Origin of the sequence: Nonomuraea sp. NPDC050790 (assembly GCF_044456745.1) — a bacterium.
Lineage (GTDB): Bacteria > Actinomycetota > Actinomycetes > Streptosporangiales > Streptosporangiaceae > Nonomuraea.
This window is the reverse complement of record NZ_JBITGF010000001.1, coordinates 196,367-216,231: the sequence shown is the minus strand read 5'-3', so window position 1 is coordinate 216,231 and position 19,865 is coordinate 196,367. Positions and strand designations below refer to the sequence as shown.

Below are 19,865 nucleotides of genomic sequence, written 5' to 3'. Positions count from 1 at the left end.
TCCAGCGCGGCTCCTATACCAATATGGGGGCAAAAGGTGCATTTTCTAGGAGAGGTTGACCACGTGGTTGATCGCCTGGCCTGCGTGGCCATGGACCAAGAGGACCCGCTGGGCGCGTTCCGCGCGGAGTTCGCGCTGCCGGAGGACGAGATCTACCTGGTCGGCAACTCCCTGGGCGCGCCGCCGCGTACCGCGGCCGAGCGGGTGCGCCGGGCCGTCGAGGACGAGTGGGGCCGTCACCTCGTCGGCGGCTGGAACGAGGCGGGCTGGTACGCCCAGCCCCTGACCACGGGCGACCGCCTGGCCCCGCTGATCGGCGCCGGACCCGGGCAGGTCGTGGTCGGCAACACCACCTCCATCGCCGTCTACCAGGCCGTCAACGCCGCCCTGCGGCTGCGCCCCGGCCGTGACGTGATCGTCGTGGACCGCGGCAACTTCCCCACCGACAACTACATGGTCGAGGGCCTCGGCGAACTGCGCGACATCGGGGAGGGCCGCTTCGACGGCGCCGCCGCCGTCCTGCTGTCCGAGGTGGACTACCGCACCGGCGCCCGCTACGACGTGCCCGAGGTCACGGCCCGCGCGCAGGAGGCGGGCGCGCTGATGATCTGGGACGTCTGCCACAGCGTCGGCGCGCTGCGCGTGGACGTCTCGGCCGCCGACCTCGCCGTGGGCTGCACCTACAAGTACCTGAACGGCGGGCCGGGCGCGCCCGCCTTCCTCTGGGTCCACCCCCGCCACCACGCCGCCGCCGAGAACGTCCTGTCCGGCTGGTACGCCCACGCGGAGCCGTTCGCCTTCGAGCCCGGCTTCCGCGCCGCCGACGGCATCCGGCGCTTCACGGTCAGCACCCCGCACGTGCTGTCGTTCGCCGCGCTGGAGGCGGCGCTGGACATCTGGGAACGCGTCGACCTCGACCGGGTACGCGCCAAGAGCATGGCGTTGACCTCGCTGTTCGTCGACCTGGTGGGCGACAGGCTGAAGCTGGCCTCGCCCCGCGACCCGGAGCGCCGCGGCAGCCAGGTCAGCTTCTACCACGACGACGGGTACCCGGTGATGCGCGCCCTCATCGACCACGGGGTGCACGGCGACTTCCGCGCCCCCGACATCCTGCGCTTCGGCTTCGCGCCCCTCTACACGCGCTACGTGGACGTGTGGGACGCCGCCCAGACCGTGGCCGAGGTGCTGGAGAAGGAGCTGTGGCGCGAGGACCGCTACAGCGTCCGCCTCGCCGTGACCTGACCCCCGGCGCCGGACGACCCGTGCCGGGCCGCCCATGCCCCGAGGCCGGTCGGGAGGGGTGGCCCGGAGCGCGTGGTTCCGTGCGGCGGAACCGGGGCTTGGGAACGTGAGCCGTGATCGGCACGCTTGGGCGCATCCCCCCGAGAAAGGCCCCCCCGATGCGCCGACTCCTCCACCGCGCCCTGGCCACGGCGAGCGTGGCAAGCCTGCTGACCGTCCCACCGGCCACCGCCCAGGCGGCCGCCCAGGCCGCCGGCCGGACCGTCGATGACGGCGTCCCCACGGTGTGCGGTGACCGCCGCCCCCAGGACCCCGGCCCCGGCACGTACGGCATGCAGCTCAACGGCTCCTTCCGCCACCCCGACCTCACCCCGCCCGGCGAGGAGCGTTTCTCCTTCCCCGGCGGCGCCCAGGACCTGTTCCCCAAGACCAAGGGCTACGACCCCCGCTCCTACACCGAGGGCCCCGTCAAGGTGGAGGCCGCCTACCGCGGCCCCGACTTCACCCCGGACTACTTCCACACCTGGCAGAACGTGGTCGACTTCGACGGGCGCCGCTACCTGTTCCAGTACGACCGCACCGAGGCCCGGGTCTACGACGTCACCGACGTCCGCAAGGTGAAGATCGTCGAGCGGCTCACCGGCAAGGACTGGAAGGAGGCCGACTACTGGGGCGCGGCCACCATCCAGTGGCGCGACGGCCACTACGTGATGATCCAGTCGTTCGAGCAGAAGCGCCAGGTCGAGGAGCTCGGCGACAGCCCGGAGCGCTCGAAGTTCGGCAACCCGGAGGGCGTGGCGAAGCTGCGCGCGCAGACCACGTTCAAGGGCTTCAAGGTCTACCGCCTGGACGGCCCGCGCAGGAAGGACTGGAAGCTGCTGTCCACGGTGACCACCGACCCGACGCTGAGCAGCCCGGAGCCGGGCGTGCAGCAGGGCTCGGGCTCGCTGGACGTGCCCTACTGGACGGGCGGCAGGTACATGTTCGTCGCGGTCGCGCCGCTGGACAGCTGGAGCAACACCGAGGTCCCGACCTACCTCTACTCCCCTGGCTACCAGGCGTACGACATGTCGGATCTGAGCAGGCCGCGGCTGGTCGGCGAGTGGCACCGCGCGGGCCAGGTGGCGGGCGAGGAGGCCGCCTACGCCAAGAACCCGCGCTGCGGCAACCGCACATCGTGGATGGGCGCCCGCATGCCGTTCTTTGTCGCAGGAAAGTACGGCTTCGCCGCCATGGGCGGCTACGGCCTGTCGATTCTTGATATTTCGGATCCGTCCAAGATGCGGGAGATCGCGCACCTGGACCTGCCCGTCTCCTCCGGCGGCACCGAGGCCGACAACGTGGACGTCTCCCAGTACGAGCGGACCGGCATGGTCTACGTGTCCGGCTACCCGCTGGCCGAGGACTGCCACGAGCCCTACAAGGACGTCTTCCAGGTCGACGCCCGCGACCCCGCCAAGCCCAGGATCGTCGGCGTGCTGCCGCGCCCCGAGCCCGCGCCCGGCGCCCCGTTCGGCGACTACTGCCAGCGCGGCGGCAGCTTCGGCCCCAAGCGCTCCGGCTCCTACACCTCGCCCGGCGACCCGGCCCAGGGCGTGCTCGCCTACGCCTTCTACAACGCGGGCGTGCAGTTCTTCGACACGCGCGACGTGCGCCGGCCGAAGATCGCCGCCCAGTTCGTGCCCGCGGGCTACAGCGCGGCCGTCCCCGACTACGCCCTCGGCAACCAGACCCACGCCGTCTACACCGAATGGGACAGGAAGATCGTGTGGGTGTTCACCAACGACGGCGTCTACGCGCTCTCGTCCAGGAAACTGCTGGGAGCGCCGAATCTGGGCAGGCCGGCGGCGCCGTATCGCAACAGTGCCCGCTAGGCGATAGGCCATAATGCGGTAAATGCACACCCGGTTGTATAAAGACGGCGTCGTCGTGAAGAAGGGTTTCCCCATCGCCGACGTCTCCGAGTACGTCTGCGACGACGACTGCGTGGTCTGGTTCGACCTGTGCTCGCCCACCCGCGACGAGCTCGGCGTGATCAGCGAGGAACTGGGTCTGCACGAACTGGCCGTCGAGGACGTTCTCAACGAGCACCAGCGCGCCAAGCTCGACAAGTACGACAGCCACCTGTTCATCACCGTGTACGGGGTCTACCTGGACGAGGAGGGCAACCTCGACCCGGTGGAGATCAACATCTTCGTGACGAAGAACGCGCTGGTGACCGTACGGGAGAACGAGCGGTTCGACATCGACGACGTGGTCGCCCGCTGGGACGCCGGCGGGCCGAGCGCCGCCCGCCACGGCGTCGCCTTCCTGCTGCACGGGCTGCTCGACTACGTGGTGGACGGGCACTTCGAGCTGGTGCAGACGCTCGACGGCCAGGTCGAGGAGCTGGAGGACTCGCTGTTCGGCGAGGGCGGCAACAACCGGGAGCTGCAGCGGCGCACGTTCCGGCTGCGCAAGAACATGGTGCGCTTCCGCAAGATCACGCTGCCGATGCGCGAGGTGCTCTCGACGCTGGTGCGGCGCGACACCACCCAGGTGGTCAACGCCGAGATGGGCCCCTACTACCAGGACGTCTACGACCACGTCCTGCGCGTGACCGACTGGGTCGACTCGCTGCGCGAGCTGATCAGCAACCTGCGCGAGACCCACCTGGCCCAGCAGGGCTTCCGGCTCAACGAGATCATGAAGCGGCTGACCGGGTGGGCGGCGATCATCGCGGTGCCGACCGCGATCACCGGCTTCTACGGGCAGAACGTGCCCTATCCGGGCGAGGGCGAGACCTGGGGCTTCTGGATGTCGACGCTCGTCGTCGCCGGGGCCTCGGTGGCGCTGTACACCGTCTTCAAGAAGAAGGACTGGTTGTAGCACGGGGCGGCGGCGGGTGCGCCCGGTTCGGCGGTGCCGACGGCCAGCCGTACCCGCTGCGCGCCGGAGGCGGGGTAGAGCGGCAGGCAGCGCCCGCCCGCCACGAGCGTGCGGCGGCCGACGGGGCTGGCGATCAGCTCCAGGCCGTCGTAGGTGACCGGCGCCGACAGGCGCAGCACCCACAGCCCGCCGGAGGTGCGCGAGCGGGCGCCGTCGAGGGCGTAGTAGTCGAGCACGCCCGCGCTCTCGGAGATCACCGCGCGCATGGTGAAGCGGCGGCCCTCCACGGAGAAGATCTCCGCGGAGGGGGCGTGGTACATGGAGTGCACGTACGTCAGGGCGAAGCCGCCGCGGCCCAGAGGCAGGCCGTGGACGGCGGGGCCGCCCGCGGCGGCGCCCGAGCCGAGCGCCAGTGCCGCGAGCAGCGCGAGGACGAGCCTGCTCAGCCCTGGTTCTCCTTGAAGTAGCGGGCGGCGCCCGGGTGCAGCACGACCGGCTCGACCTGCTGGCCGAGCTTGGGGTCGAGCTTGTTGGCCTCGGTGTGCACCTTGACCAGCTCGGCCTTCTTCTCGAACAGGGTCTTGGTGATGTCGTAGGCGAGTTGCTCGTCCATCTTGTCCGGTACGAGCAGCACGTTGCCGACGGCCATCGTCTTGATCGAGCCCGCCCCGGTGAGCTTGTAGGAGCCGGCCAGGTCCACGTCGAGCGTCACGTACTGCTTGCCGAACTTGGTCTGCATGCCGCCCAGCACGTCGCTGGTGTCGAGCATCTTCATGTCCGGCTTGCTCGTGGCCAGGTCGACGATGCCCGCGGTGGGCACGCCGCCGACCCAGAAGAACGCGTCGATGGTGCCGTCCTTGACCGCCTGCACCGACTCGTTGATCGACAACTGGGACTTGGTGACGTCGCTGTCGGGGTTGAGCCCGGCCGCCTCCATCATGCGGCGGGCCATGACCTGGGTGCCGGAGTTGGGCGGGCCGAGCGAGACGCGCTTGCCCTTCAGATCGGCGATCTTGGTGGCGGCCACGCCCGGCGCGACGACGACCTGCGCGTAGTTGTCGTAGATGCGGGCGATCGCCTGGATCGGCTGCTTCTCGGTGAAGGATCCGACGCCGTTGACCGCGTCGGCCGCGGTGTCGGTCTGGGAGAAGCCGATGTCGGCCTTGCCGGTGGCCAGCAGTTTGATGTTCTCCACCGATGCCGAGGTGACCGAGGCCGTGGCCTGGGTGTTGGCGACGTTGGCCTGGATCTGCTTGGCCAGGCCGCCGCCGTAGACGTAGTAGACGCCCGTCGTGCCGCCGGTCGCGATGGACAGCCGGTTGCCGCCCCCGCAGCCCGCGGCCGCGGCGAGCGCCACGACAGCCGCCGCCAGGGTGATGAGCACACGTTTCACGCTGGTGTTCTCCTTTTTCTGATGAGATGTACGGCTGTCGCCACGGCCAGAACCGCGAAACCGGCGACGATCGGGACGGGTTCGAGGAAGAGCAGCAGGATGCCGGCCACCGCCGCGATCACCCGCTCGGGCACGCCGGTGAAGCCGCCGGTGGCCATCGCCAGCGCCAGCACGGCCACCCCGGACACCGCCGTCAGCGCCAGGATGGTCCCGATGGGCCCCTGGGCCAGCAGCGCCTGCCCGTTCGGCGTGAGCACGAAGGCGAACGGCACCAGGAAGGCGGGCAGCGTGTAGCGCCAGGTCATCATCATCGTGCGGTAGCTGTTGCCGCCGGTGATGGCCGCCGCCGCGACGGCCGACAGCGCCGTGGGCGGGCTCACCTCCGAAAGGACGGCGTAGTAGAAGATGAACATGTACGCCTCGGCCTTGGCGACGCCGAGCGTCATGAGCGCGGGGGCGATGATCACCGCGGCGATGATGTAGCTGGCGGTGACCGGGACCGCGAGGCCCAGCAGCATGACCGCCAGGCCCGCCATGATCGTGGTGAAGATCAGGTTGCCCGCGGCCACGTCCACGATGATCGAGCTGAGGTTGAGGCCGAGCCCGGTCTGGGTGATGACGCCCACGATGATGCCCGCCGCCGCGCAGACGGCGGTGACCGGCAGCACCTCCAGCGTGCCCTTGGCCAGCGCCTGCCCGACGCGCTTGGGCCCCATCCGGTGGGCGGGGTCGAGGAAGGACAGCGCGAAGGCGACGGCGGTGGCGATGACGACGGCCTGGAAGGCCGAGCGGTCCAGCGCCATCAGCACGATGATGAGGATCAGCGAGCTGAAGTGGTAGCCGAAGCGCAGCATGAGCTTGCCCGCGCTGGGCGCGTCCACCTGGACGGCGTGCGTGCCGAACCGCCGCGAGTCGATCTCGATGGCCAGGAAGATGCCGAGGTAGTACAGGATCGTGGGAATCGTCGCGTAGAGCAGCACCTGCAGATAGCTGACGCCGAGCTGCTCGGCGATGATGAAGGCGGCCGCGCCCAGCGTGGGCGGCGACAGGATCGCGCCGATGCCGCTGGCGGCCAGGATGCCGCCGGCGGGCTCCCTCGGGTAGCCGGCCCGCTTGAGCACCGGCCAGGCCACGCTGCCGAGGCTGACGGTGGTCGCGGTGCCGGAGCCCGAGACGGTGCCGAGCAGGAATCCGGCGGTGGTGACGGTGCGCCCGGGGGCCGCGCGCGACTTGCGGAAGGCGGCGAAGCTCAGGTCGATGAAGAACTTGCTGGCGCCGGAGAAGTCGAGAACCGCGCCGTAGATGGTGAAAAGGATGATGTAGCTGGCCGCCACCTGCATCGGGACGCCGAAGAATCCTTCCGTGCCGGTGTAGAGCTGGGAGACGATCTGGTCGAGATCGAATCCGCGGTGCCCGATCGGCCAGCTCACCGGCAAATAGTTTCCGAGGTAGGCGTATACCAGGAAAAGTCCGCAAATGATGCTGAGGGCGGAGCCGACCGTGCGGCGCACCGCCTCCAGGAGCAGCACGGTCAGGCCGAGCCCGCCGATGATGTCCCAGGTGTTGAGGTTGGAACTGGAGCCGCGGTCGCGGAAGGCGTCGATGTCGAGCAGCGGGTAGAGCAGGACTCCGAGCGACAGGATCGCCAGCACCCAGTCGGCGACCGTCGGCGCCTCGTCGCGCCGCTGCTCAGGGGGCTCCTGCCCGCGCAGGCGGCGGACCAGGGAGACCAGGCCGGATCGGTAACGCAGGAAGACCAGCGGCAGCGCCACGGCCAGGAACGTCATCCGGTGCTGCACCGGCTCCGTCGGCTGGAAGACCACGACGAGGGAGTAGGCCGACAGGAGGCCGCCGATGATCCAGACGCCGAGCCGTAACGGCCCTGACAATTCCCTGGCGGGGCGTTCCCCCTCCGCGGCCGAGACCAACTCGGCCGCGCGCTTGTCACTTACTTCGGTCACGTTCTCGCCTCCCCGGCATGGCGTTGCAGGGGGACTTTACGAGCCTGTTTAGGTCCCTGGGAAGGGTCCGTTATCTCATTGATTTCTCGACGATAATTCACCGGTCAGAAAATCGGGCGCGAACGCGCGGCGAGCTCCTCGACCGGCACGTTTCCCTCCTGCCGGCCGTCGCGCAGCCGCACCGCCCAGCCGCCCTGGGCCGCCTCGCGCGGCCCCACCACCAGTTGGTACGGCACCAGCCGATGCGCCCTGATCCTGGCCCCGAGGCTGCCCCGGTCGGGGTGGGCCAGATCGGCCCGCAGGCCCGCCTCGACGCAGCGCCGTACCAGGTCGTGGGCGGCGGGCAGCTCCGCCTCCGACAGCGGGACCACCACGGCCTGCACCGGCGCCAGCCAGGCGGGCAGCGCTCCGCCGTGCGCCTCGATCAGGTGGGCGAGCAGCCGTTCGACGCCGCCGACGACGCTGCGGTGCACCATGGCCGGGCGGGCGCCGCCCACGTAGGACAGATCGAAGCGCTCGGGCATGTACAGATCGACCTGGACGGTGGACAGGGTCGACTCGCGGCCCGCCGGGTCGGCCAGTTGGATGTCGATTTTCGGTCCGTAGAAAGCGCCCTCGCCGTACTCCTCGTCGTAGGCGCGGCCGCGCGCGTGCAGCACCTCGCGCAGCACGCGCTCCGAGCGCGCCCACAGCTCCGGGTCGTCGACGAACTTCGCCGACGAGCCGCCGAGCGAGAGCCGGTAGCGGGCGGCCTTGATGCCGAGCTGGGCGTGGGCGGCCTCGATGAGGTCGAGGGCGGCGCTGACCTCGGCGGCGGCCTGTTCGGGCGGGCAGAACACGTGGCCGTCGTTGAGCTGGATCGAGCGCACCCTGTTCAGGCCGCCGAGCACGCCGGACGGCTCCGAGCGGTACTGCCCGCCGAGCTCGGCCAGCCGCAGCGGCAGCTCGCGGTGGCTGCGCCGGCGCGAGCGGTAGATGAGCGCGTGGTGCGGGCACAGGCTCGGCCGCAGCACGAAGCGCTCGCCGCCCACCTCCATCGGCGGGAACATGTCCTCGCTGTAGTGGGCCCAGTGGCCCGACAGCTCGTAGAGCTCCTGTTTGCCGAGGATGGGCGAGTTGACGTGCTGGTAGCCGTCGCGGCGTTCGAGCTCGTGGACGTAGTCCTCGACGGCCTTGCGGATCGCGGCGCCGGCGGGCAGCAGGTAGGGCAGTCCCGAGCCGATGAGCGGGTCGGTGCCGAAGACGCCGAGTTCGCGGCCGAGCTTGCGGTGATCGTTCATGGTGGTGGTTCCCCTTGACGGAAAGGGGCGAACGACCTTCGAGCGCGTCTCCGGGCGTTCGCCCGGAGCAGGAGTCAGCGCGCCGGGACGGGGTCCGGCGTCGTCGTGACGTGAACGCGCTGCATGCGGCTCACCGTAGCATCAGCGGCCCTGGGCCGCATTCACGATCCTCGTCGTGGAGCGGCCCGGGATGGCCTCCAGCTCCCAGCACTCGGCGCCGAGCAGCGCCGCCGCCGCGCACCTGCCGCCCGCGTGCGGGTCGCCCGCGGTGTGGGCCAGCGCGCCCGGCCGCATGGGCGCCATGAGGTCGATGTAGTCCTCGGGGCCGTGGGACTCCGGCGGCCCGGTCACGACGAAGACGCCGCTGACGCAGCGCAGCGCGGCCAGCACCTCGGCCCGCTCGGTGGCGGGGTTGACCGGGCGGGTGGGCCCCTTCCACGCGCGCACCCGCGGATCGTCCTCGACGCCGACCACCAGCGGCAGCCCGCGGGCGGCCACGGATTCGAGATAGCGCACGTGGCCGACGTGCAGGATGTCGAACACACCGGTCACGTACGCCGCGCCCGGCTGGTCGTAGGGTCGCACCCACACGGCCTCGAGGCTGCTCACCCGTGCTCTCCTCCGTCATCGGACTCGTCGATCGCAGCGTACTTGGTCATGGCAAACGACCGCGCGGGCGACCATGGGAAAGGGCATTCCTACCTTTTCGCGATAATCTGCGACCCCCTCCTCGCGCGTCTCATGACGTCAGCGAATTCGGGGAGGTCGCCGTGGCAGCGCCGGACTTTCACAGCCAGCTCGTCGTGCGGCTACCCGGGGCGCCGGCCCAGGTCGCCCGCGCCAGGAACGCCGTCACCAGCGCGATCGGACGCGACCATCCTTTGCACGACGAGGCGGTCCTGCTCACCAGCGAGCTGGCGACCAACGCCGTCCTGCACACCCAGTCGGGCGCGGGCGGCACGTTCACCGTCACCGTGCGGGCCACCGGCGACCTGGTGCGCGTCTGCGTGGAGGACGCCGGCTCCGACACTCCGCCGTGCGCCTGCCGCGCGGGCGGGCTGACCACCAGCGGGCGTGGCCTGCCGCTGCTGGAGGCGCTCAGCCACCGCTGGGATTCGAACGTTCCAACGGCGCCAACACCGTCTGGTTCGAGCTGCTGCAGGTCACCGTCCCGGCGGGCTGGGCGTTACAGGTCTAGCCTGCACAGCCCCTCGGCCAGCGCCTTGGTGGTCAGCCGGGTGCGGCTGTCGCAGCCGAGCTTGCTGAAGATGTGCTCCAGGTGCGTGGTGACCGTCCGCACGCTCAGCACCAGCGCCGCGGCGATCTGCGGGTTGGAGTCCCCCGCGGCCACGCGGGTCAGCACGTCCACCTCGCGCCCGGTCAGCTCGTACGGCAGGCCGCACGGCCGCTCGGCGATCACCGCTCCCTGCAGGGAGCCCTGGAAGCCGACCCCCGCCCTGACCACGCGCACGTCCCGCCACTGGCCGCGGGCGTCCAGCCACAGGCCGCGCCTGCTCAGCTCGCGCGAGTCGATGAAGGCGCGGGCGAAGGCGGCCAGGCCAGGCTCGCCGTACAGGGCGGGCGAGGGCTCGGTTCCCGGTACGGCCCGCCGTACCCCTGCCCGGTCGAAGGCGACGGCGCGGTAGCCCGCGGGCGGCGCGGTGGGGGCCACGACGCAGCGCGACAGGTCGGTGACGTGGGCGAGCGTCGGCGCGGCCGCCTCGACCAGCGCGTCCGCGCCCGCGGGCGGGTGCCGGCGGTAGGCCAGGTGGAGCAGGCCAGTGTAGCGGCCCTCGGGCAGGAACAGCGGAGCGGTCAGGCCCGCGCGCCAGCCGTAGGGCTCCAGGTGGCGGCGGAAGTAGCGGCGGGTGCCCGGCTCCGGCATGGCCAGCGGGGCGCGGGCGGCCATGGCGCGTTTGTAGGCGTCGAGGGCGGCGTACTCCTCGGCGGCGTCGTGGTCGATGCGCTCGTGGCCGCCGGCGACGACGCTGCGGTGGCGGCCGGTGTCGGGGTCGTAGGCCACGAACTCGTAGGCGTCGACGGGGATGACCTTGCGCAGCGCGGTCATGGCGCCGTGGGCGCCGCCGCCGCCCGCCACCTGGTAGCCGACCTCGGCGAACGCCTGTAACAGGGGGATCTCGGCCACGGCCCTTTATACCATTGCCCTGATTTTTCAGGCTTTGTTCTGCGGGCTCGGCATGGGTTTCCCCAAGTCTCCAGAAACCCCCCGGGCCCCATCCTTAGCCCGATTCGGCCGTCATGTCATGATCACTGGCATGACGGCCGATCTCGTCGCGCGGAAGGTGACCGACCTGCTCGCGCCGCAGGTCCTCGTGATCGCGCTGCCGCCGCTGGTCGGCCTGGTCTCCTCGGGCTGGAGGGGCGCCGCGTGGGGCGCGCTGGCCGCGGCGCTGTGCGGCGGGGTGCCCGCCGCGGTGATCGCCGCGGGCGTGCGCTCCGGCCGCCTGGACTCCCACCACATCGTCGACCGGGCCCGGCGTACCGGGCCGCTGCTCAGCGCGGTCGCCGCGGTGGCCGCCGCCCTGGTCCTCCTGGTCGCGCTGGGCGCGCCCACGCTGCTCGTCGCCACGGTCACCGCGATGCTGGCGGCGCTGGCGGTGACGGTGCCGATCACGCTGCGCTGGAAGATCTCCTTCCACGCCGCGGTGTGCGCGGGGACCGTGGTCGTCATGGCCTTCGTGCTGCCGGCCGTACCGACCGCGCTGGCCGGAGGGGCGGTGGTGGTGCTCGTGTGCTGGGCGAGGGTGCGCCTGTCCCACCACACGCCGGCCCAGGTCGCCGCGGGGGCCGCCATCGGCCTCACCACGACCCTGGTCACCCTGACCGCGTTCGGCCTGTGAGGGCCGGAATAGCGGGACGACGGAGGAGGTTGCCGCCATCATGAAGAGCCGGTTGAGAGTCGAGCCGACGGCCAAGCGGGTGCGTGCCTATCTCGGCGGGCAGGTGGTGGCCGACACCACCAACGCCCTGCTGGTCTGGGAGAGCCCGCACTACCCGACCTACTACCTGCCGCTCGGCGACCTCGCGCCGGACGCGCTCAAGGCGAGCGGTGCCACCAGCCGCTCGCCCAGCCGGGGCGAGGCGGTCGTGCACGCGGTCACCGCCGGGGGCAAGGTCGCCGAGGACGCCGCCCTCACCTACCCGGACTCCCCCATCGAGGAACTGCGCGGGCACGTGCGCCTCGACTGGGACTCCATGGACGCCTGGTTCGAGGAGGACGAGGAGGTGTACGTGCACGCGCGTGACCCGTACACCCGCGTGGACATCCTGCCCAGCTCCCGGCGGATCCGGGTCGAGGTGGACGGCGTGACGGTGGCCGACTCGGTCAACGCCATGATCCTGTTCGAGACCGGGCTGCCCGCCCGCTACTACCTGCCCAAGACCGACGTACGCCTCGACCTGCTGGAGCACACCGACTCGGCCACGCACTGCCCGTACAAGGGGACGGCCGAGTACTGGACGGTCAACGGCGCCAAGGACCTCGCCTGGTCCTACCGGACGCCGCTGCCGGAGAGCGAGCGGGTGGCCGGGCTGATCTCCTTCTACAACGAGAAACTCGACATCTACGTGGACGAGGTGCTCCAGGAGCGCCCCAGGACGCCGTTCTCCTAAGATCGCCGCATGACCCTGCTGCGCTCCGTCGTCCTGTTCGTGGTGGCCGCGGTCGCCGAGATCGGGGGCGCCTGGCTGGTGTGGCAGGGGCTGCGCGAGCAGCGGGGCGTGCTGTGGATCGGGGCGGGGATCGTCGCGCTGGGGGCCTACGGGTTCGTCGCGACGTTCCAGCCCGACCCGCACTTCGGGCGGATCCTGGCCGCGTACGGCGGGGTGTTCGTGGCCGGGTCGCTGGCGTGGGGGATGGTGGTGGACGGGTTCCGGCCGGATCGCTGGGACGTGATCGGCGCGCTGATCTGCCTCGCGGGCGTCGCCGTGATCATGTACGCGCCGCGGGGGTGACGGCCGGGCCGTACCCGCTAGACCTGCTCGCGGCCCTCGTCGGGCGGCGCGCCGCGCTCGTGATCGCCGTGAGCAGCAGCGGCTGCCAGAACGTGCTCAGCCGCTCCCCCAGCACCGCGCCGAGCCCAACCCCCGTGTACGAGCCGAGGAAGGCCGCGGTCCGCATGCCGTGGGCGTTGTCCCGGTCGCGCCCGAGCAGCAGGTTCATGAGCCGGGACCGTAACGGCTCGCGCCGCTGCTCCGGCGCCCGCACCACCGGCGCGCGCAGGAGCAGCATCCTGCGCGTGGTGTTCCTGAGGCCGTTGGCCAGGACCAGCGTGAGCGCGAGGCCGACGATCGTGCCGAAGGCCACCGTGAGCGCCCAGGTCAGCACCGCGCCGAGCGCCGGGGTGATGCTGAGGATCTGGGGGACGAGCAGGCCGACCAGCACCCCGGCCGCCGCCGACAGGGCCAGGCCGGTGATCAGCACGCAGGCGTTGGCGGGGAAGCGGAGCAGGTCGGCCCGCGCCACCCAGCGGTCGTGCTCGGCCTGCAGCGTGACCCTGCGGTCGCGGATCGAGGCCACCACGTGCGCGGTCCTGATCAGGCCGAGGCTGAACCTGACGCCCGTCACCAGCCGGGTGATCGGCCTGGCGTCCTCGCCCTTGAGCACCTCCTGCAGTTCCGGGTACCACTCCTCGTCGTGCAGCGGCACCCGCATGTCCTCGGGCAGGCGCCGCCTGGCCAGGCGCAGGAGCCCTTCCGGGACGCGGTCGAGCCGGCCGCGTATCTCCTCGCTGACCAGTTCGGCCAGTGCGGTCCCGAGGATCGCCCCGATCGCGGCGGCGACGGCGATGAAGGTGTTCACGCGTACCCGCCCTCGGGCCGGACGGTCCCGCGCGACGGCGGCGGGGTGAGGCGGGCGCTGAGCTCGGCCAGCGCCTGCCTGGCGGCGGTCGCACCGCCCCCGGTGAGCAGATACAGCCGGCGCGGCGGCCGCCCTTCGTGCCGCGCGTCGACCACCTCGCGCCGCCCCTCGATCCACCCGGCCGCCTCCAGCCGGGCCAGGATCGGGTAGAGCGTCCCGCTCTGCACCTTGGCCTGCTTCATCAGCTCGAAGCCGTAGCGGGGCTCGGCGACGTCTTCCAGGAAGATCCGGAGCACGGTGGCCACCGTGGTGGTCAGACGGACTTCGGCGGGCATGCCGAAAATCTACATAGGGTACGCCGCCCGCAGCCCTGTCCCCGCGGTGACAGAACCGGGACTCACAGCGCCGCCAGCTCCCGCCACTCCGCGCGCGGCATCTCCTGCGGCCGGGCGGTGAGCACCTGCAGGCACACGTGGTCCGCGCCCGCGTCGAAGTGCGCGCGCACCCGCTTGTCGATCGCGCCCATGTCGCCGTAGGCCACGATCGCGTCCACCATCCGGTCGCTCACCTGACTGATCTCCTCCTCCCCGAACCCGAGCCGCCGCAGGCTCGCGACCTGGTGCGGCGCGCCGGCGGCGTAGAAGCCGACGTGCTCCCTGGCCACCTCGCGCGCCCTGCTCACGTCCGGGTCCAGCACCACGGCCTGCTCGACCGCGAGCAGGGCGTCGGGCCCCATGGCCGCCCGGGCGCGCGCGGTGTGCTCCACCGGCACGAAGTACGGGTGCGCCCCCAGCGTGCGCCGCGCCGCCAGCTCCAGCATCCTGGGCCCGAGCGCCGCCAGCATCCGCCTCGGCGGGTACGGCGAGGCCGCCGAGTTCAGCGGGATCGCGTCCATGGCGTCCAGGTAGGCGCCCATGGAGGCCACCGCCCTGCCGGTGCTGGGGATGGAGTAGCCGTCCATCCTGATCGGCTCGTCGCTGACCCGGTGCCCGCCGAGCCCGAGCACGTACCGGCCGGGGTAAGCCTCGTTGATCGCCCGCTCGGCGGCGGCCATGGTGATGGGGTCGCGGAAGGCGATGTTGGCGATCCCCGCCGCCACCGTCATCCGCCGCGTGGCCGACAGCAGGAGCCACGACTGGCTGACCGAGTCGCGTCCGAACCCCTCGCCGAACCACAGCGTCCCGTACCCCAGTTCCTCGATCTCGGCCGCCGCCTCGCGTACCTCTGCGGCGGGGCACCCGTCGAAGGCGAAGGTCCAGATGCCGATCCTGCCCAATTCCGTCACGATGCTCCCCCAACTATCCGGAGAACCTCTCCGGATACTGCGGGACTATAATCGGAGACGTTCTCCGCTTTCAACCCTCGGAGGTGCCCGTGACGTTGCGCGCCGACGCCCGCCGTAACCGCGACCTGCTCGTGGCGGCGGCCACCGGAGTGGTCGCCGAGGAGGGCCCCGAGGCGTCCCTGAACGAGATCGCCCGGCGCGCCGGCGTCGGCCCCGGCACCCTCTACCGTCACTTCCCCACCCGCGACGCGCTGCTGGCCGCCGTGTTCGAGGGCCGCCTGTCGCGGTTGTGCGAGCAGGCGGAGGAACTGTCCGCGTCCGCCCCGCCCGGCGAGGCGCTCGTCGCGTGGCTGCGCCTGCTGACCGTCCACGCGATGACCGACAAGGGCCTGGGCGCCCGCATGATGCTCCCGACGTCGGCCGCGAGCGTGGACTGCTGGGCCATGCTCCGCGCCGCCGCCGACGGCCTCCTGAAACCCGCCCAGGAGTCGGGCCACCTGCGTCCCGACGTCGACTTCACCGACCTCGTCGAACTGACGGCCGGCATCGCCCAGTCCGCCCCCGACCCGGCCCGCGCCCACCGCCTCCTCACCCTCACCCTCGACGGCCTCCGGATTCCTCCCGCCCGTGCCTGACCTCGATCACCACCGGGACCTGCTTCGTCTTCGCCGAGGGCGGCTCGCTGGTGGAGCCCATGGGCAGCGCGTACCCGTCCCAGCCGGAGGTCCTGGCGCGGCTGTCGCGGGACGGACGGGCGTGGAGCGCGGCCGGGTGGGCGGGGCTGGACGCGGCCGTCCGCGCCCTGACCGGGCGGTGCGGCCTAGTGGCTGGCGGCGTGGCGGGCGCGGCGTGGGGGCTGGGGTGGGGCGGAGTCGTCGGAGCCGGCGGTACGGCGGGCCACCAAAGCGGCCAGGGCGGTGGTGATCGGGACGGCGGAGATCAGCCCCAGCGTGCCCACCACGCTGCGGACGATCTCCTGGGCGATCACCGGGTTCGTCAGGACCTGCCCCAGCGGCTCCCGTCCCACGCTGATCAGCAGGAGCAGGGGCAGGGAGGCGCCGGCGTAGGCCAGGATGATGGTGTTGATGACCGAGGCGATGTGGGCCCTGCCCACCCGGCCGCCGGCGCGGTAGAGGCGGCGGAAGCCGTATCCGGGATTGGCGTGGGAGAGTTCGGCCACGGTCACGGCCTGGGTGACGGTGACGTCGTCGAGCACGCCGAGCGAGCCGATGATGATGCTGGCCAGCAGCAGGCCCTGGGTGTCGATGTCGTAGCTCATGCCGAGGTTGAAGGCGGCCTCGTCGGTGATGCCGGCCAGGTGGGCGAGGTCCAGGGAGAGGTAGGACAGGGCGCCGGTGACGACCAGGGCGGCCAGCGTGCCCAGGACGGCCATGGCGGTCGGCAGCGTGAAGCCGTGCGTCAGGAACAGCACCGTCAGCATGATCGCCGCCGACCCCACGATGGCCACGAGCAGCGGCGGCTTGCCGTCCAGGATGCCCGGCAGCACGAACAGCAGCAGCACCGCGAACGTCACGCCCAGCCCGAACAGCGCGCTCAGCCCCCGCCACCGCCCGAACGCCACGACGGCCAGCGCGAACGCGGCGCCGAACAACCACAGCGGCGTCGAGCGGTCGTGGTCGGACAGCCGGTAGGGCGACACGTCGAGCGTGGGCTCGGGGGCGTAGACCACGATGACGTCGTCGCCGGCGTGGAAGACCTGCGCGCCCGGCCCGCTGGGGAGCTGGAGCTTGGTCTCCTTGCCCAGGTTGGGGCCGCTGGTCAGCTTGACCATGGCGTCGCCGCAGGTGGCGGGGTCGGGCGGCGGGAGCTGGGGACCGCCTTCGACCGGCGGCTCCTCGGGGCACGGGGTCAGCGTGACGGCCTGGATGGTGGCGGTGTAGCGGGCCAGGCCGCTCTCCGGCGAGGCGGGCGCCTCGGGCGGTGAAGGCCACAGCCACACGAGCGCGGCGACGGTCGCGACCGCCAGCGGAACCAGCACGGCGAGCGCCGCCACGACGGCTCTCTTCGACGGGGGTACGGCGGGGCCGTGCGTGTGGTTGGCGCCCATGGGCGGGGGTTTCTCCTCGGCGGGAAAGGGGGTTCCGCCAGGAAGGTTACCGGGGCCGGGAGGTTCAGGACGCGCCGACGGTCAGGACGGTCTTGCCCCGGCCGTGCCCGCCCGCCACCTCGCCGACCGCCTTGGCGGCGTCCTCAAGCGGGTAGGTCCTGCCGATCACCGGCCTGACCCGTCCTGACGCGGCCAGCGCGGCCAGTTCCCGCAGGTCCTCCGCCCGCGTGACGGCGAACAGCGCGTGCAGGCCCTGCCCGCTGAACGGGTTGAGCAGCGCCGCTCGCAACTGCCGCTGCAGCCCGCTCAGCCACTTGCCGCCGCCCTCGCCGCCGACGATGACCAGGTGGCCACGCGGCGTCAGGATCCGGCGCAGCCGCGACAGCGGCCGGTTGCCCGCCACGTCGACGATGAGGTCGTAGCGCCGGGACCCGGCGGTGACGTCCTCGCGGGTGTAGTCGATGACGTGCGCGGCCCCCAGCGAGCGCACGAGGTCGGCCTTGCCCGGCCCGCACACCCCGGTGACCTCGGCCCCGAGGTCCTTGGCGAGCTGGACCGCGAAGCTCCCGACCCCGCCGCCGGCGCCGGTGACCAGCACGTGCTGCCCGGCCGCGATCCGCCCGCGCACCGCCTGCAGCGCCGTCACCCCGGAGGACGGGATGGCGGCCGCCTCCTCGAACCCGATCTCCTCCGGCTTGGCGGCGAGCTTGTCCTGCTTGGCGACGGCGTACTCGGCGAAGGCGGCGTCGCACACCCCGAACACCGCGTCGCCGGCCCGGAACTCCCGCACGCCCGCCCCCACCGCCTCGACCACGCCCGCCAGGTCGCTGCCGCGCACCTTGTTCCTGGGCGCGCGCCAGCCGAGCACGGGCCTGATCAGGTACGGCTCGCCCTTCACGAGATGGACCACCCCGGCGTCGACCCCGGCCGCCCTGACCCGGATCAGCACCTCCCCGTCACCCGGCTCGGGACGGGGTCGCTCCGTCATCGCCAGCTCGCCGCCGTACCGCTCGTGCGTGATCGCCTTCATCCTCATGATGTCAAGGTAAAACAAACTCGACATCATGTCTACTTTTCTTTACGTCAGTCGCTCCAGGCGGCGGACGACCTCCTCCAGCGGCGCCCGGGTGTCGATCTCCAAGGTGGCGCCCTTGCGCAGGAGCGGTTCGATCTGGGCGAGGTTGTCGAGGATCGCCTGCCTTTCCTCGGGACGCCGGCCGTAGGGGTTGTCCGTGCGCGCGGCGACGCGGGCCAGGATGACGTCGGCGGGCGCACTCAGCAGGACGATGTGGTCGAAGTCCGGATAGAAGGTGACCTGGTTGGAGGTGCAGCCGGAGACGAACAGCGCGCCCTCCCGGTGCCCGGCCAGCAACTCCGCCATGGCCTCCTCGCGCCAGACCCAGTCCGGCTCGCCGTCCGCGCCGGTCACCCAGTGGTTCCAGGGGCCGTAGTCGGTGTCGACCGTACGGTGACCGCGCTCGCCCAGCAGCCGCAGGACGGAGGACTTGCCGGTGCCGGACATCCCGGTGATCAGGACCTTTGACATAGCTTGAGTCTCCACCAAGGGGAGGCACGAGGGTGAACGGCATGGACGGCTACACGATCGGCGACCTCGCTCGCCGTACCGGGCTGACGGTCAAGACCGTGCGGTTCTACTCCGACAAGGGGATCGTGCCGCCGTCGGGACGCAGCCACGCCGGCTACCGGCTCTACGACCTCGCAGCAGTCGCCCGCCTGGACCTCGTGCGCACGCTGCGCGAGCTCGGCCTCGACCTGGCCACGATCCGCAGGGTCGTGAACAGGGAGCTGTCGCTGCCCGAGGTCGCCGCCGCGCACGCCGAGGCGCTGGAGGTCCAGATGCGCACGCTGCGGCTGCGGCGCGCGGTGCTGAGAGCGGTCGCCAGGCGCGGATCCACCCCTGAGGAGATGGACATCATGCACAAACTTGCCAGGCTTTCCGAGGACGAGCGGCGGCGGCTGATCGACGACTTCCTCGACGCGACGCTCGCCGGCGTGCCCGCGGGCGTACGCCGCTCCCTGACCCCCGACCTGCCCGACGACCCCGGCCCCGAGCAGGTCGAGGCCTGGGTCGAGCTGGCCGAGCTCATCGGCGACCCGGGCTTCCGCGCCGCCGTACGCCTGCTCTCCGACCACTACGAACCGTCCGCGACCGTCCCCCGCCCCGGCACCGTCGCGACCATCCGCTCCCTGGTACGGCGGGCCATGGCGGAAGGCATGGACCCCGGCTCCCCGGAGGCGAGGGCCCTGGCGGCGGCACACCCCCCGCTGCCCGAGGCGGCCGCCGACCCCCGCTGGACCCGCTACCTGACCCTGCTCGCCACCGTCAACGACTGGCCCCCGCCGGAGGACCCGGCTCCGCTGCACGAGTGGTACCGGCGGGCCAGGTCCTCATGACCGGATGAAGAACTGCTGGGCCGCGCTGCCGTTGCAGCGGAAGACGGTCACGGGCACCACCGGCGACCCGCCCGGCACGTCGAGGCAGTGCGTACGGGTGCCGCTGACGGCCGACCGCAGTTGCCTGGGCGTGGCGTTGTTGAAGGAGCCCTGCCAGACCCAGCGCTCGTTGCTGATGCTGTTGCACGGCCACTGGTCGACCCGCCCGAGGTTCACGGCGCCCTCCCTGGCCTCCAGGCACCAGCCCGTGCGCTGGTTGACGAAGCGGTAGGTCGTGCTGCTGCCACTCTCCTGGAGCGGCAGCCAGTTCTGGCCCGGGCTCCCGTTGCACGGCGCCTGGAAGATCCGGGCGTCGGAGCTGGCCGGCACCGACGGGTCGGGCTGCAGGCACATGCCGCCCGCGAAGCTGACAATCTTGAAATAGGTCTGGGCCTGCGCCGGTTGCGCCGCGGCGAGGAGTCCCGCCGAGGCGATGGCGGCGGCCAGGACGGCGGCCCCCCGTTTGATCGACATGCTGCACCTCCGGTGTGG

The 19,865-nt window shown here is 71.8% G+C and carries 21 protein-coding genes and 1 pseudogene; 9 read left to right on the top strand and 13 right to left on the bottom strand.

What is annotated here, in order from left to right; genetic code table 11:
* Nucleotides 1–90: 90 nt before the first annotated feature.
* The 3 genes from ACIBEJ_RS01085 to corA all read left to right on the top strand — a co-directional run bounded on the left by ACIBEJ_RS01085 (nt 91) and on the right by corA (nt 4,110).
* Nucleotides 91–1,242: a kynureninase gene (locus tag ACIBEJ_RS01085; protein ID WP_397181980.1), complete on the top strand. Its 1,152-nt coding sequence runs from the start codon at nt 91–93 to the stop codon at nt 1,240–1,242.
* Nucleotides 1,243–1,400: 158 nt separating this feature from the next.
* Nucleotides 1,401–3,116 carry a hypothetical protein gene (locus tag ACIBEJ_RS01080; protein WP_397180520.1) on the top strand — a complete coding sequence of 572 codons (1,716 nt, stop codon included), beginning with the start codon at nt 1,401–1,403 and terminating at the stop codon, nt 3,114–3,116.
* 22 nt (nt 3,117–3,138) lie between these two features.
* Nucleotides 3,139–4,110, top strand: coding sequence for a magnesium/cobalt transporter CorA (gene corA / locus ACIBEJ_RS01075; RefSeq protein WP_397180519.1), 972 nt, complete (start codon nt 3,139–3,141; stop codon nt 4,108–4,110).
* On the opposite strand, the gene ACIBEJ_RS01070 is transcribed toward corA, so the two are convergent.
* From ACIBEJ_RS01070 to ACIBEJ_RS01050, 5 genes are all read right to left on the bottom strand, one after another.
* Nucleotides 4,005–4,430, bottom strand: a complete 426-nt coding sequence (locus ACIBEJ_RS01070; protein ID WP_397180518.1) for a hypothetical protein — start codon at nt 4,428–4,430, stop codon at nt 4,005–4,007. The genes corA and ACIBEJ_RS01070 overlap by 106 nt on opposite strands.
* A gap of 122 nt (nt 4,431–4,552) precedes the next feature.
* The gene (locus ACIBEJ_RS01065) at nt 4,553–5,503 is read right to left on the bottom strand and encodes a TAXI family TRAP transporter solute-binding subunit (RefSeq protein WP_397180517.1); all 951 of its coding nucleotides are present in this window, start codon (nt 5,501–5,503) and stop codon (nt 4,553–4,555) included.
* The gene (locus ACIBEJ_RS01060; protein WP_397180516.1) at nt 5,500–7,464 is read right to left on the bottom strand and encodes a TRAP transporter permease; all 1,965 of its coding nucleotides are present in this window, start codon (nt 7,462–7,464) and stop codon (nt 5,500–5,502) included. The genes ACIBEJ_RS01065 and ACIBEJ_RS01060 overlap by 4 nt, the downstream gene beginning before the upstream one ends.
* Before the next feature lie 104 nt (nt 7,465–7,568).
* Nucleotides 7,569–8,744, bottom strand: a complete 1,176-nt coding sequence (gene thrS, locus ACIBEJ_RS01055) for a threonine--tRNA ligase (protein ID WP_397180515.1) — start codon at nt 8,742–8,744, stop codon at nt 7,569–7,571.
* Between the two features lie 141 nt (nt 8,745–8,885).
* The gene (locus ACIBEJ_RS01050) at nt 8,886–9,353 is read right to left on the bottom strand and encodes an adenylyltransferase/cytidyltransferase family protein (RefSeq protein WP_397180514.1); all 468 of its coding nucleotides are present in this window, start codon (nt 9,351–9,353) and stop codon (nt 8,886–8,888) included.
* A gap of 2 nt (nt 9,354–9,355) precedes the next feature.
* Between ACIBEJ_RS01050 and ACIBEJ_RS01045 the strand changes: the two are divergent.
* Nucleotides 9,356–9,793: pseudogene (locus ACIBEJ_RS01045) on the top strand (ATP-binding protein); the annotation flags it as partial.
* 137 nt (nt 9,794–9,930) lie between these two features.
* Here the strand turns inward: ACIBEJ_RS01045 and ACIBEJ_RS01040 are convergent.
* A complete protein-coding gene (locus tag ACIBEJ_RS01040; protein ID WP_397180513.1) occupies nt 9,931–10,890 on the bottom strand; it encodes a response regulator transcription factor in 960 nt (319 codons plus the stop codon).
* 130 nt (nt 10,891–11,020) lie between these two features.
* Between ACIBEJ_RS01040 and ACIBEJ_RS01035 the strand changes: the two genes are divergently transcribed.
* The 3 genes from ACIBEJ_RS01035 to ACIBEJ_RS01025 are packed head-to-tail and all read left to right on the top strand — an operon-like array spanning nt 11,021 to nt 12,719.
* Nucleotides 11,021–11,605, top strand: coding sequence for a hypothetical protein (locus tag ACIBEJ_RS01035; protein ID WP_397180512.1), 585 nt, complete (start codon nt 11,021–11,023; stop codon nt 11,603–11,605).
* Between the two features lie 40 nt (nt 11,606–11,645).
* A complete protein-coding gene (locus ACIBEJ_RS01030) occupies nt 11,646–12,377 on the top strand; it encodes a DUF427 domain-containing protein (protein ID WP_397180511.1) in 732 nt (243 codons plus the stop codon).
* A gap of 9 nt (nt 12,378–12,386) precedes the next feature.
* A complete protein-coding gene (locus ACIBEJ_RS01025) occupies nt 12,387–12,719 on the top strand; it encodes a YnfA family protein (protein ID WP_397180510.1) in 333 nt (110 codons plus the stop codon).
* On the opposite strand, the gene ACIBEJ_RS01020 is transcribed toward ACIBEJ_RS01025, so the two are convergent.
* The 3 genes from ACIBEJ_RS01020 to ACIBEJ_RS01010 form a co-directional block, all read right to left on the bottom strand.
* Nucleotides 12,697–13,566, bottom strand: a complete 870-nt coding sequence (locus ACIBEJ_RS01020; RefSeq protein ID WP_397180509.1) for a hypothetical protein — start codon at nt 13,564–13,566, stop codon at nt 12,697–12,699. The genes ACIBEJ_RS01025 and ACIBEJ_RS01020 overlap by 23 nt on opposite strands.
* A complete protein-coding gene (locus ACIBEJ_RS01015) occupies nt 13,563–13,901 on the bottom strand; it encodes a PadR family transcriptional regulator (protein WP_397180508.1) in 339 nt (112 codons plus the stop codon). The genes ACIBEJ_RS01020 and ACIBEJ_RS01015 overlap by 4 nt, the downstream gene beginning before the upstream one ends.
* Nucleotides 13,902–13,963: 62 nt before the next feature.
* Nucleotides 13,964–14,851, bottom strand: a complete 888-nt coding sequence (locus tag ACIBEJ_RS01010; RefSeq protein WP_397180507.1) for a TIGR03620 family F420-dependent LLM class oxidoreductase — start codon at nt 14,849–14,851, stop codon at nt 13,964–13,966.
* An 89-nt stretch (nt 14,852–14,940) separates the two neighbouring features.
* Here ACIBEJ_RS01010 and ACIBEJ_RS01005 point away from each other — a divergent pair, with 89 nt between their 5' ends.
* Nucleotides 14,941–15,486 (top strand): TetR/AcrR family transcriptional regulator, encoded by a 546-nt coding sequence (locus tag ACIBEJ_RS01005; protein ID WP_397180506.1) that lies wholly within the window; start codon nt 14,941–14,943, stop codon nt 15,484–15,486.
* 185 nt (nt 15,487–15,671) lie between these two features.
* Here ACIBEJ_RS01005 and ACIBEJ_RS01000 read toward each other — a convergent pair whose 3' ends face one another.
* From ACIBEJ_RS01000 to ACIBEJ_RS00990, 3 genes are all read right to left on the bottom strand, one after another.
* Nucleotides 15,672–16,919, bottom strand: a complete 1,248-nt coding sequence (locus ACIBEJ_RS01000; protein ID WP_397180505.1) for a YibE/F family protein — start codon at nt 16,917–16,919, stop codon at nt 15,672–15,674.
* Nucleotides 16,920–16,983: 64 nt separating this feature from the next.
* Nucleotides 16,984–17,955 carry an NAD(P)-dependent alcohol dehydrogenase gene (locus ACIBEJ_RS00995; RefSeq protein ID WP_397180504.1) on the bottom strand — a complete coding sequence of 324 codons (972 nt, stop codon included), beginning with the start codon at nt 17,953–17,955 and terminating at the stop codon, nt 16,984–16,986.
* Nucleotides 17,956–17,997: 42 nt separating this feature from the next.
* Nucleotides 17,998–18,465: an AAA family ATPase gene (locus ACIBEJ_RS00990; protein ID WP_397180503.1), complete on the bottom strand. Its 468-nt coding sequence runs from the start codon at nt 18,463–18,465 to the stop codon at nt 17,998–18,000.
* A 41-nt stretch (nt 18,466–18,506) separates the two neighbouring features.
* Here ACIBEJ_RS00990 and ACIBEJ_RS00985 point away from each other — a divergent pair, with 41 nt between their 5' ends.
* On the top strand, nt 18,507–19,334 hold the full coding sequence (locus ACIBEJ_RS00985; protein ID WP_397180502.1) for a MerR family transcriptional regulator: 828 nt from the start codon (nt 18,507–18,509) through the stop codon (nt 19,332–19,334).
* On the opposite strand, the gene ACIBEJ_RS00980 is transcribed toward ACIBEJ_RS00985, so the two are convergent.
* Complete coding sequence (locus ACIBEJ_RS00980; RefSeq protein WP_397180501.1) at nt 19,329–19,847, bottom strand: RICIN domain-containing protein; 519 nt, start codon at nt 19,845–19,847, stop codon at nt 19,329–19,331. The genes ACIBEJ_RS00985 and ACIBEJ_RS00980 overlap by 6 nt on opposite strands.
* Between the last annotated feature and the right edge of the window lie 18 nt (nt 19,848–19,865).